Below are 12,265 nucleotides of genomic sequence, written 5' to 3' on the forward strand. Positions count from 1 at the left end.
CGGACGGCTACTACCGCCGTCCGGACGCCCACTTCAACCTTCAGGGGTTACCAGAAACCGATGAACCTGTTTCGTACGATTGGTTCGACGCTGTTGTTCCTGCTGGCGACGCTGTCGTCTTCGGGCGCCGGCCAAGCCGATCTGCGCGGCATCATCGCCAAATTCGCCACGGCCAAGGGCTTTTCCGAGATCGGAGCCGTCGTCCACGAACTGGCTGCCGCCGGCGATCCGGCTGTAGAGCGGCCGCTTGCGGCACTTGCCGACGGCAACCTGTATGTCCGCAAGGCTGATTCCCTGGTGTTTGTCGGCAAGGAAGCGGGCGAAAGCGTCCAGCTTTCCGACCCGTTGAGCGGCGAGGCATCGGGCGAGGCGGCCAAGGACGGCATCACCAAGGTCAAGGTCAACAACACGCTGCGTCGCGTCATCCGCGATGCGTTGGGCACGCTGACGCTTGGCGCCAAGGATCCGGCCGTGCGCATTGCCGCCGCCGACACCATGTTCAAGACGCCCGACGCCGCAAACATCGGACCGCTCGACACGGCAATCGCCAGTGAGAGCGTGGCAAGCGTCAAGGCGCTGCTCGAACAGGCTCGTGCCGCCTCCGTTCTGGTCTCCGACCGGCCTGAAGCCGACAAGCTCGCTGCCATCGCGCTGATCGGGGCGCGGGGCGACCGCGACGCGGTTTCGTTGCTCACGTCTGTCGAGGTGAATTCCACCGACGCGGTCAGGCAAGCGGCGACAGCCGCGATCGCCAACATCAATTCGACGCTGGCCTTCTGGGATGCCGGCCAGAACATCTGGTACGGCATTTCGCTGGGCTCGGTGCTGCTGCTGGCGGCAATCGGCCTTGCCATCACCTTCGGCGTCATGGGCGTCATCAACATGGCGCATGGCGAGATGGTCATGCTCGGCGCCTACACGACCTTCGTCGTCCAGCAGGTGATCCGCACCTCCTTTCCCGGCCTGTTCGACTGGTCGCTGGTTATTGCGCTGCCGCTGGCTTTCCTCGTCGCGGCCCTGGTTGGCCTGATCATCGAGCGCGGCGTCATCCGTTTCCTCTATGGCCGGCCGCTTGAAACGCTGCTGGCGACATGGGGCGTCTCGCTGATCCTGCAACAGGCCGTGCGTTCGATCTTCGGGCCGACCAACCAGGAGGTGGGCAACCCCTCGTGGATGTCGGGCTCGTTCAATGTCGGACAGTTGGCGATCACCTGGAACCGCCTGTGGATCCTGGTTTTCGCGCTCGCTGTCTTCGGCATCCTGCTCTACGTGATGAAGCGCACGCCCTGGGGCCTGCAGATGCGCGCCGTCACCGCCAACCGGCGCATGGCCGCCTCGATGGGCATCAGGACGCCATGGGTAGACGCGCTGACTTTCGCGCTCGGCTCCGGCATTGCAGGCATTGCCGGTGTCGCGCTCAGCCAGATCGACAATGTCTCGCCCAATCTCGGTCGCGGCTACATCATCGACAGCTTCATGGTCGTCGTCTTCGGCGGTGTCGGCAATCTGTGGGGCACGCTGGTCGGCGCCTTCTCGCTTGGCATCGTCAACAAGTTTCTCGAGCCCTATGCGGGCGCGGTGCTCGGCAAGATCGTCGTGCTGGTGCTGATCATCCTGTTCATCCAGAAGCGCCCGCGCGGCCTGTTCGCGCTCAAGGGCAGGGCGGTGGAAGCATGATCACGGGACGCTTCTTTGCCGCCGGCGCGGACCGCCGCATCGCCATCACGATCTTCATCCTGCTGGCGGTGGCCGTCATCGTGCCGTTGCTCAACCTTGCGGTGTCTCCCACCAGCGCCTTCTACGTCCCATCCTACATCGTCGCGCTCACCGGCAAATATCTTTGTTATGCGCTGCTCGCCTTGGCGCTCGATCTTGTCTGGGGCTATTGCGGCATTCTCTCGCTCGGCCACGGCGCCTTCTTCGCGCTCGGCGGCTATGCGATGGGCATGTATCTGATGCGCCAGATCGGCTCGCGCGGCGTCTACGGCAACCCCATCTTGCCCGACTTCATGGTGTTCCTGAACTACAAGGAATTGCCGTGGTTCTGGTATGGCTTCGACCATTTCTGGTTCGCCGGCCTCATGGTGCTGGCGGTGCCTGGCCTGCTGGCTTTCGTCTTCGGCTGGTTCGCCTTCCGCAGCCGCGTCACCGGCGTTTATCTCTCGATCATCACACAGGCGATGACGTACGCGCTGCTGCTTGCCTTTTTTCGCAACGACATGGGGTTCGGCGGCAACAACGGCCTGACCGATTTCAAGGATATTCTGGGCTTCAACGTGCAGGCCGACGCGACGCGCTCGGCGCTGTTTGCCGCCAGCGCCGTGATGCTGGCACTTGCCGTCTTCGTCACCTGGGCGATCGTCGGCTCCAAATACGGCAAGCTCTTGATGGCTGTGCGCGATGCCGAGAGCCGCACGCGCTTCCTCGGCTGGCGGGCGGAGAACGTAAAACTGTTCGCCTTCACCGTCTCGGCCGTCATGGCCGGCATAGCCGGCGCGCTCTACGTGCCGCAGGTCGGCATCATCAATCCGGGTGAATTCGAGCCGGCCAATTCGATCGAGGTCGTTGTTTGGGCCGCCGTCGGCGGGCGCGGCACCATTGTCGGACCGATCATCGGTGCGTTGCTGGTCAATGCCGGCAAATCCTGGTTCACCGGCGTGCTGCCGGAATTCTGGCTGTTTGCCTTGGGTGGGCTGTTCGTCGCCGTGACGCTCTTGCTGCCCAAGGGCATCATCGGCATGTGGGACAGCTGGCGCGGCAACGCCAGGGCGTTGCGGGCAGCTTCGATTGCCGAGGAAGCCGGCACCGATGCCGACGTCCCGCCGCCGGCGAAAATCGTTCGCAGCGAGGCGAGAAAGCCCGGCGACTGGTCCGCCAGCAACCCCGAACCGCAGCCGGCGGAGTGAGCGACCATGTCAAAGTCGAACACGATCCTTTATCTCGACGGAGTTTCGGTCTCCTTCGACGGCTTTCGCGCCATCAACAATCTGTCGCTGGTGCTCGACAAGGGTGAGATGCGCGCCATCATCGGCCCCAACGGCGCCGGCAAGACGACGATGATGGACATCGTCACCGGCAAGACGCGGCCCGACGAAGGCGACGTGTTCTTCGACGGCCAGGTCGATCTGACCAAGCATGATGAGGCCGAGATCGCCATGATGGGCATCGGCCGCAAGTTTCAGAAGCCGACCGTGTTCGAAAGCCACACGATCGAGGAAAACCTGATGCTGGCGCTGAAGGGGCCGCGCTCGATCTTCCCGGCGCTGTTCCATCGCCGCTCGGCCGCCGAGACGCGGCAGATCGATGACATCCTCGGCATCATCCGGCTTGGCGACAAGCGTGACGAACTGGCGGCCAATCTGAGCCATGGGCAAAAGCAGTGGCTCGAGATCGGCATGCTCTTGGCGCAGGACCCGAAACTGCTTCTGGTCGACGAACCGGTCGCCGGCATGACCGATGCCGAGACCGAGGAAACCGCGCGGCTGCTCAAGGATATTGCCCGCGACCATTCGGTCATCGTCGTCGAGCACGACATGCATTTCGTGCGCGAGCTCGGCGTCAAGGTCACCTGCCTGCATGAGGGCTCGGTGCTGAGTGAGGGCACACTCGATTTTGTGTCGGCCGACGAGCGTGTCGTCGAAGTCTATCTGGGGAGATGAGCATGGTTTGGCGGGTGCAGTTCCATCACTTCGATTTGTCGTTTCTGCGGTTCTGGAAAAGGCGCTGACATGCTCGAAGTTTCCAATGCCACGCTGCACTACGGCGCCGCCCAGGCGCTGCGCGGCGTGTCGCTGAAGGCGGGCGCCGGCAAGATCACCTGCGTGCTCGGCCGCAATGGCGTCGGCAAGACCAGTTTGATGAGATCGATCGTCGGCCACCACCGGCTGACGAGCGGAAGCGTTGCCTTCGAGGGGAAGGCGCTCGACCGGAGCGCGGCGTATGACCGCGCCCGGTCGGGCATCGCATTCGTACCGCAGGGCAGGGAGGTCTTTCCGCTGCTCACCGTGCGGGAGAACCTGGAATCAGGCTTCGCGCCGCTGAAACGGGCCGACCGCAACATTCCTGCACATGTCTTCGAATTGTTCCCGGTGCTGAAGCAGATGCTCGGCCGTCGCGGTGGCGATCTTTCCGGGGGCCAGCAGCAGCAGCTCGCCATCGGGAGGGCATTGGTGATGCGGCCGAAGCTGCTGGTGCTCGACGAGCCGACCGAAGGCATCCAGCCGTCGATCATCAAGGACATCGGCCGCGCCATCCGCTACCTGCGCGACCAAGCCGGCATCGCCGTGCTTTTGGTCGAACAATATCTCGATTTCTGCCGCGAACTCGCCGACGAGGTCAACATCATGGACCGGGGCGTGATCGTCCATACCGGTCCGGCGGAAGATCTGGACCGTGCCGATGTCCGGAAGTTCCTGACGGTGTAGAATCGCCGCCGCACTTCAGTTGACGATCCGAAGTCCTTGCCAAGTCCAATATTTCTCCGGCCCTGCATCAGCGTCTCTGGTGCATCGGCAACTGCGTGCTAGTCTTTTCCTAGGCTTTTGTGAGTCGGCCGCTTCCGTACCAGTCTGGTTTATCGCAGATCGAGGCCGCGGCTATCACTGGCAAGTCTCACGCAAGCAAGGCTTCCTAGCTTCTCTCCTGCGATCTTTGTCGTTCAACACGTTTGGGCACACAGGCTAAGGGACAGCCATGGAACGTTACGTCGAGGACTACCAGAAGCGGCGGCTTACCGAGCGCGTCGATATCATCACTGCCATCAACATCTTGAAGTCCCAAGGCTACGGCCATGACGACCTGATCGAGGAGATCACCAAGGTCTTCTATGTCGACCTGGATGCATTCAATGAAATCGTGATGGCGGCGTAGAGCAATTCTGGGAAAGTGCGAAGCTTTCCCTGGATAATTGCATCAGGGTTAGAGCAGCTCCCCGTTTCCTTGAAACGGTGAAATGCTCTGGAAGTCGCACCGCTCATCGTGATCGTGGCTGCCACAGATGCGCGATCAGCCTGCGCGCCTGAACGGAGAGGCGGTGACGCGGTTGCGGCCACCGCGCTTGGCGTCGTAGAGCGCCTTGTCGGCGGTATTGAGCACCTTGTCGAAGCCGAGACCTTCCTTGGTGCCGAAAGCAAATCCGGCACTGACCGTGCATATCAGCGAGCCTGTCTCGGTTTCGATGCGGTGCGCGGCAAAAGCTGTCCGTATGGCCTCGGCGGTGGCCTCCACCGTTTCGGGCAAGGTCCGCTTCAGCACCAGCGCGAATTCTTCGCCGCCCATACGCGCGGCGACGTCGGCCGGGCGGAGATTGCCGGCGAGTTCCCGTGCAAATACCTTCAGCACCTCATCGCCGGCGGCGTGGCCGAATTCGTCGTTGATGGCCTTGAAGTTGTCGAGATCGAAGACGACCACCGCCGTGAAGGCGCCGACCGGCGCATCGCCGTGCAGGTCGAACAGGGCGCGGCGGTTGAGCAGGCCAGTCAGCGGGTCGGTCAGGGCATTGTGGCGGTGATGCCGGGCCAGACGTCCCTGGTTCAGGGCCAGGGAAAGCGCTCCGATGCCGGTCATGCTGGCAATGACGATGATGAGGCTCAGTTCCTCGGCCCAGTTGCTTGGTGCATGTCCAAGGACCTGCTTTCCCTCCCAGGCCAAAACCATGGCGCAGAGAGCGAAGGATGCGGCCGTGGCCGAATAGAGCGCGGTGATACCGATCGTCAGGGCAGGGGCTTCGTCGCGGCCTTTCCAGTATTCGACCGCCGTTGCGAACAGAAGCAAGGCGGCGAAGGCATTTTCGAACATGAAGCCCAGCCCGTCATAGCCTAGAGCCATGGGAGGCAACGTCACGGCCAGCGAAATGGCGCTGCCAAGCACCGTTCGCGGCACTGGCGAGCCGCCGGTTCTGAACTGGTAGGCTGCGCCCAGCATGGTCGAAAAGCCAAGCAGGAGCAGGGCAAGGGTTGCAATGCCGAGCAGGCGCCCGGGCATGTCGATATAAGCATCATAGATAAAAATATCGCCGACCACGAACACCAGGCTGATCGCCCATGTCAGCAGGAATTTCTCCGAGCGAGCGGTCAGCCACATGCCAAACAATGTCAGGCTCAGGCAGGCAGCGGAAAAACCGACAGCCAGCAGAAGTGAAGTGTAGTCGAGCGACATGCCCCTCGTCCTTGCCCGCGGCGGCCCAGATCTGCGACTGGTTTAGCTGGATTCATGCAGCAAGGAGGTATCGATAAGGTTACGACAGTGGCGAAGATGCCATGATTCCGCTGCGTCAGGACGCCGGCAGTCCCTGGTCCACTCGCTTCATCAGTGCCATGGCGCCGAACGGCGCGCGCACCTTGCCCTCGGTGATGAAGTAGACGAACACGTCGCGCGGCTTGACCGGCGCATCGATCGAAGGATCAGCACGTCGGAGATCGCTGGGCACCTTGCCTTCCGCCCAGACCTTTGCCCGCGCGGCCCATTCATCGAGGCCCTTCGGCGTGTAACAGTCGGGATTGTCGTCACTGCCGGTCTGCAGCCGCGCATAGACGAAATCGGCGGTGACGTCGGCGATATCGGGATATTTGGCATGGTCGGCGTAGACGATCGCGGCCTTGTATTTTCGGGCAAGTGCTGCGAATTCCGGCACGACAAAACTGTCGTTGCGGACTTCGAGCGCATGGCGCAGCGCAACGCCGTCCTGCTTTTCCGGCAGCAGCTTCAGGAAGGCTTCGAAATCGTCCGGATCGAATTTCTTGGTCGGCGCGAACTGCCACAGGATCGGCCCGAGCTTTTCACCGAGCGCGGCAACGCCCGAGCCGAGGAAGCGCATCATCGATTCGCCGGCCTCGCCCAGCACGCGCCGGTTGGTGACGAAGCGGTTGCCCTTCAGCGAGTAGACAAAGCCGTCGGGTGCCTCGCCGGCCCATTTGACGAAGGTCGGCTCCTTGAAGCTGGAATAATAGGTGCCATTGACCTCGATGCTCGGCACCTGCCGAGTGGCGTAATTCAGCTGCTTGGCCTTGGAAAGCTTGTCGGGATAGAAGGACGTATCCCAGGGCTCGAAGGTCCAGCCGCCCATGCCGGCGCGGATTGTTCCCGATGTGCTCATTGTCGTCCTCCCAAGTGCTGAAAAATCAGGCCGCGGTGGTCTCATCGACGACTTTTGCCATGTCGACGAGCACCCATCCTGGCCGGTAGGGATTGGGCCGGCGACCCGTTTCGTGGAAACCGTAGGCCAGGTAAAGTGCGATGTTCCGCTCCATCCTGGCGTTGGTATAGAGCCGCACCTCGGGCAGGCCCCACAGGCGCGCCTGTTCGTCGGCGTGTTTGAGCAAGGTAATCCCGAAGCCCTTGCCCTGAAAATCAGGGGAGACCGCGACGGAGAAGATCATCGCGTGATCGTCGTGCCGTTCCAGTGTGAGTACTCCGGCAATTTCGCTGCCGCTTTCCAACACCCACACCTCGCCGCGCGCGATGCGCGGCGTATAGTCTTCGGTGACTGGGATCGGCGGTGCGCCTAACAGTGCAGTGTAAGGCGCATAGGCCGCTTCCGCCAGCGAGACGACAGTTTGGAGATCACCGGCAAGCGCTCTTCTGATTTTCATTCAAAAGCTCTCCAGGCGCCAACCGGTCCGATCACTCCGCCGCTTCGCGCTTGCCTCCGGGGCGCCGCTCCAGAAGCTCCTTGAGGAACTGGCCGGTGTAGCTGCGCTTCTCGCGCACGATTGCTTCCGGCGTGCCGGAGGCAACCAGTTCGCCGCCGCCGTCGCCGCCTTCGGGGCCGAGGTCGAGCACCCAGTCGGCGGTCTTGATCACTTCGAGATTGTGCTCGATGACCACCACCGTGTTGCCCTGGTCGACCAGTTCATGCAGCACTTCCAACAGCTTGGCGACGTCGTGGAAATGCAGCCCGGTGGTCGGCTCGTCGAGGATATAGAGCGTCTTGCCAGTTGCCTTGCGCGACAGTTCCTTGGCGAGCTTGATGCGCTGCGCCTCGCCGCCGGACAGCGTCGTCGCCTGCTGGCCGATGTGGATGTAGCCGAGGCCGACCTGCTTCAGCGTTTCGAGCTTGTCGCGCACGCCGGGCACGGCGGCGAAGAAGTCGACGCCTTCCTCGACCGTCATGTCGAGCACGTCGGCGATCGACTTGCCCTTGAACACGACATCGAGCGTCTCTCTGTTGTAGCGCTTGCCGTGGCAGACGTCGCAGGTGACGTAGACGTCGGGCAAAAAGTGCATCTCGATCTTGATGACGCCGTCGCCCTGGCAGGCCTCGCAGCGGCCGCCCTTGACGTTGAAGGAGAAGCGTCCCGGCTGGTAGCCGCGCGCCTTGGCTTCGGGCAGGCCAGCGAACCAGTCGCGGATCGGCGTGAAGGCGCCGGTATAGGTGGCGGGATTCGAACGCGGCGTGCGACCGATCGGCGACTGGTCGATGTCGATGACCTTGTCGAGGAATTCGAGGCCCTCGATGCGGTCGTGGTCGGCCGGATGTTCGCGCGAGCCCATGATGCGGCGCGAGGCAGCCTTGAACAGCGTCTCGATCAGGAAGGTCGACTTGCCGCCGCCGGACACGCCGGTGACGGCGGTGAAGGTGCCGAGCGGTATTTCGGCGGTGACGTTCTTCAGATTGTTGCCGCGCGCGCCGACGATCTTCAGGCGGCGGTTCTTCTTCGCTTCACGTCGCACGCCGGGCGTCGCCACTTCGAGCGCGCCCGACAGGTATTTGCCGGTGATCGAATTGGGATTGGCCATCACCTGCTGCGGCGTGCCCTGGGCGATGATCTCGCCGCCATGGATGCCGGCGGCCGGGCCCATGTCGACGACATAGTCGGCATGCAGGATGGCGTCCTCGTCATGCTCGACGACGATCACCGTGTTGCCGATGTCGCGCAGGTGCTTCAGCGTATCAAGCAGGCGGGCATTGTCGCGCTGGTGCAGGCCGATCGATGGCTCATCCAGCACATAGAGCACGCCGGTGAGACCGGAGCCGATCTGCGACGCCAGCCGGATGCGCTGGCTTTCGCCGCCCGACAGCGTGCCGGAATTGCGCGACAGCGTCAGATAGTCGAGCCCGACATCGTTGAGGAAGCGCAGCCGTTCGCGGATTTCCTTGAGCACGCGCACCGCGATCTCGTTCTGCTTGTCGTTGAGCGACGCTGGCAGGTCGGTGAACCACTGGTCGGCCTTGCGGATGGAAAGCTCGGTGACTTCGCCGATGTGCTTGCCGGCGATTTTCACCGCCAGCGACTCGGGCTTCAGCCGATAGCCCTTGCAGACCGGGCAGGGCGTCGCCGACATGAAGCGCTCGATTTCTTCGCGCATCCAGGCGGATTCGGTCTCTTTCCAGCGCCGCTCGAGATTGGGAATGACGCCTTCAAAGGTCTTGGTGGTCTTGTAGGAGCGCAGGCCGTCATCATACTGGAAGGTGATTTCGCGCTCGCCCGTGCCGTGCAGGATGGCTTCCTTGGCCTCTTCGGACAAATCCTTGAACTTGTCGCCAAGCTTGAAGCCATAGGCCTTGCCCAGCGCTTCCAGCGTCTGCGCGTAATAGGGCGAGGTCGACTTCGCCCACGGGCTGACGGCGCCGTCGCGCAGCGAGATGTTCTCGTCCGGCACGATCAGATTGCCGTCGATGGCGCGCTGGCTGCCGAGACCGTCGCAGGTCGGGCAGGCGCCGAACGGGTTGTTGAACGAGAACAGCCGCGGTTCGATTTCCGGAATGGTGAAGCCGGAGACCGGGCAAGCGAACTTTTCCGAGAACAGGATGCGCTCATGCGTCTCGTTCTTCGACTTGTTGACCGAATCCTCGCCGGTCTGGCTGGCATCGAGCGGCTTGTCGGCGAATTCGGCGACCGCCAGCCCATCGGCCAGCTTCAGGGCGGTCTCGATGGAATCGGCAAGCCGCGTCGCCAGATCGCCGCGCACGACGATGCGGTCGACGACGACGTCGAGGTCATGCTTGTACTTCTTGTCCAGCGCCGGCACGTCGGCGATTTCGTAGAAGACGCCATCGACCTTGACGCGCTGAAAGCCCTTTTTTTGCAACTCCAGCAATTCCTTGCGGTATTCGCCTTTGCGGCCGCGCACCATCGGCGCCAGGATGAACAGCCGCGTGCCTTCCTCGACCGCCAGCACGCGGTCGACCATCTGCGAAACCGTCTGGCTCTCGATCGGCAGGCCGGTGGCCGGCGAATAGGGGATGCCGACGCGCGCAAAAAGCAGCCGCATATAGTCGTAGATCTCGGTGACGGTGCCGACGGTCGAACGCGGGTTCTTCGAGGTGGTCTTCTGCTCGATGGAGATGGCGGGCGACAGGCCGTCGATCTGGTCGACGTCAGGCTTCTGCATCATCTCAAGGAATTGCCGCGCGTAGGCCGACAGGCTTTCGACGTAGCGGCGCTGGCCTTCGGCATAGATCGTGTCGAAGGCAAGCGATGACTTGCCGGACCCCGACAGGCCGGTCATGACAATCAGGCTGTCACGCGGCAATTCGAGATCGACATTCTTCAGATTGTGTTCGCGCGCCCCGCGAATGGAAAGATATTTATGGTCGGCCATAGCCGGTCGCCGCCTCAGAATCTGGAATTTCCTGGAATGGCGGGTTTTCCCGGCCATCCCCTATGTAGGTAGTTTTGCCGCCACGTCGAGAGACGCCACAATTCCCGACCAAAGCGTTTAACCGTCTTTCGCGTGAACGGGCAAGCGGAAAGAACAAAGGCCGAACACGCTCCTGACAAAGCTGTGCAAAAGCTGACCTGCACGTAACCTTCCGGCGATCACATTTTTCGGTAACCGGCTATTGATGGTTGACGCCACCAGCTGACGGGAGCAGTCTCCAGCAGTCAACGAAGACGGCCGTCTTTCGATGGCCTCGCCGCCCAAAGGCGGCCTGCGAGACGCCGCAGGCATTTGCGATTTGTGCTTCGTGACGACAACGTCGCAATGGACAAAGGAGCGGAGCTATGACGCCACCGGATCGTCCCATAGGGTTCCAGTTGTTACTGGAGCGGCGGCAGGCATAAGTGCCAGGGTTTAGCGTTTTCGCCACCCGACAAACCGTGACCTGCCATATCCCCGTAAAAATCAGAGACTGTTAGTCGGATCGTCGGTTGAACGCCGCGTTGCATCCGAAATCAAATGCCGGCAGTACACTCCCGGTAGAGATTGGATTTGAGATCCAAAAAGGCCCCGTCCGTTTGCGCAAAGCACGGCGGGGCCGTTTTCATGTGCGGATTGTCTGTTGGCGACAGGCGCAACGCAGCACGCGCCGACAGACTGTCAGTGGCGCGGCGGCCCGATCGAGCCGGCGCCGACATCGACGGTGATGCTGCCGGAAATCCTGACATCCGTATCGCCGATCTTGAACTGGCCGTTGCCGTTGCCGGGAAACGCGTCGTCGGGCTCCGGAGCCGGCTTGGCGATGCGGTAGTCACCGGTTACGCCGGGCAGGGCGCCTTTTTGCGTTGACGGCGAACTGTCTTCGGCAAGTGCCGCGCCGCTGATGAGGCCCGCAATGGCGAGCGCTACAACGGCGATGACGCGGTGCAATGATCTGGACTGATGAGTGTCGGTCATCCCAAGACTATAGTGGCGCGCCGCCGATGGAACCAGACCGGCATCGTCAAATCTTCGACAGCCGGACGGACTCCGATCCGGCCCTGGCTCACGCCGCCTTTTTTCGCGTGTCGAAAACATGGTCGACGATGCCCCATGCCTGGGCCTCGCGGGCGGTCATGAAGTGGTCGCGGTCCAGCGTGCGCTCGACCTCTTCATAGCTGCGGCCGCAATGCTGCGCGTAGAGTTCGGCCATGTGCCGTTTCGTCCGGCCGATGCGCTCGGCATGGCGCTGGATGTCGGAGGCCTGGCCCTGGAACCCGCCCAGCGGCTGATGCAGCAGGATGGTGGCGTTCGGCAGCGAGATCCGGCGCCCCGGTGCGCCTGCCATCAGCAGGAACGAGCCCATCGATGCGGCAAACCCCATGCATACGGTCGACACCGGGCAGCTGATGTATTGCATTGTGTCGTAGATGGCGAAGCCGCTGGTGACCACGCCGCCCGGCGAGTTGATGTAGAGCGAGATCTCCTTGTCGGGATTGTCCGATTCCAGCGACAGAAGCTGCGCGCAGACCAACGCCGAGATGTCGTCGTTGATCTCACCGTTGATGAAGACGATGCGCTCGCGCAGCAGTCGTGAAAAGATGTCGAAGGCGCGTTCGCCGCGGCTCGATTGCTCGATCACCATCGGAACCAGATTGGCAACACCGCTCATTGTCTCTCTCCG

Annotated in this window: 11 protein-coding genes; 5 read left to right on the forward strand and 6 right to left on the reverse strand. The window is 62.4% G+C overall.

The genetic code is table 11. The annotated features are described in order from the left end of the window. The first annotated feature begins 60 nt into the window (after window positions 1–60). The 5 genes from urtB (at window position 61) to EOA19_RS10915 (ending at window position 4,869) form a co-directional block, all read left to right on the forward strand. Entirely contained in the window at window positions 61–1,677 is a 1,617-nt protein-coding gene (gene urtB / locus EOA19_RS10895) for an urea ABC transporter permease subunit UrtB (protein WP_128303582.1), read from the forward strand. Then, complete coding sequence (gene urtC / locus EOA19_RS10900; RefSeq protein ID WP_128303583.1) at window positions 1,674–2,906, forward strand: urea ABC transporter permease subunit UrtC; 1,233 nt, start codon at window positions 1,674–1,676, stop codon at window positions 2,904–2,906. The genes urtB and urtC overlap by 4 nt, the downstream gene beginning before the upstream one ends. A gap of 6 nt (window positions 2,907–2,912) precedes the next feature. Continuing rightward, entirely contained in the window at window positions 2,913–3,659 is a 747-nt protein-coding gene (gene urtD / locus EOA19_RS10905; protein WP_023813007.1) for an urea ABC transporter ATP-binding protein UrtD, read from the forward strand. A gap of 69 nt (window positions 3,660–3,728) precedes the next feature. Next, a complete protein-coding gene (urtE, locus tag EOA19_RS10910) occupies window positions 3,729–4,424 on the forward strand; it encodes an urea ABC transporter ATP-binding subunit UrtE (RefSeq protein ID WP_023813006.1) in 696 nt (231 codons plus the stop codon). Between the two features lie 268 nt (window positions 4,425–4,692). Next, window positions 4,693–4,869 carry a hypothetical protein gene (locus EOA19_RS10915; protein ID WP_023759335.1) on the forward strand — a complete coding sequence of 59 codons (177 nt, stop codon included), beginning with the start codon at window positions 4,693–4,695 and terminating at the stop codon, window positions 4,867–4,869. Between the two features lie 135 nt (window positions 4,870–5,004). On the opposite strand, the gene EOA19_RS10920 is transcribed toward EOA19_RS10915, so the two are convergent. The 6 genes from EOA19_RS10920 to EOA19_RS10945 all read right to left on the reverse strand — a co-directional run bounded on the left by EOA19_RS10920 (window position 5,005) and on the right by EOA19_RS10945 (window position 12,253). After that, on the reverse strand, window positions 5,005–6,156 hold the full coding sequence (locus tag EOA19_RS10920; RefSeq protein ID WP_128303584.1) for a GGDEF domain-containing protein: 1,152 nt from the start codon (window positions 6,154–6,156) through the stop codon (window positions 5,005–5,007). 115 nt (window positions 6,157–6,271) lie between these two features. Continuing rightward, a complete protein-coding gene (locus tag EOA19_RS10925; RefSeq protein WP_128303585.1) occupies window positions 6,272–7,093 on the reverse strand; it encodes a DUF72 domain-containing protein in 822 nt (273 codons plus the stop codon). Between the two features lie 25 nt (window positions 7,094–7,118). Then, complete coding sequence (locus tag EOA19_RS10930; protein ID WP_128303586.1) at window positions 7,119–7,589, reverse strand: GNAT family N-acetyltransferase; 471 nt, start codon at window positions 7,587–7,589, stop codon at window positions 7,119–7,121. 31 nt (window positions 7,590–7,620) lie between these two features. Beyond that, entirely contained in the window at window positions 7,621–10,542 is a 2,922-nt protein-coding gene (gene uvrA / locus EOA19_RS10935) for an excinuclease ABC subunit UvrA (RefSeq protein WP_128303587.1), read from the reverse strand. A gap of 720 nt (window positions 10,543–11,262) precedes the next feature. After that, window positions 11,263–11,559, reverse strand: a complete 297-nt coding sequence (locus EOA19_RS10940) for a hypothetical protein (protein WP_128303588.1) — start codon at window positions 11,557–11,559, stop codon at window positions 11,263–11,265. An 88-nt stretch (window positions 11,560–11,647) separates the two neighbouring features. Next, window positions 11,648–12,253 (reverse strand): ATP-dependent Clp protease proteolytic subunit, encoded by a 606-nt coding sequence (locus EOA19_RS10945; RefSeq protein ID WP_128303589.1) that lies wholly within the window; start codon window positions 12,251–12,253, stop codon window positions 11,648–11,650. Window positions 12,254–12,265 lie beyond the last annotated feature (12 nt).

The sequence above is a fragment of the Mesorhizobium sp. M7A.F.Ca.US.010.02.1.1 genome, assembly GCF_004023085.1.
Classification (GTDB): domain Bacteria; phylum Pseudomonadota; class Alphaproteobacteria; order Rhizobiales; family Rhizobiaceae; genus Mesorhizobium.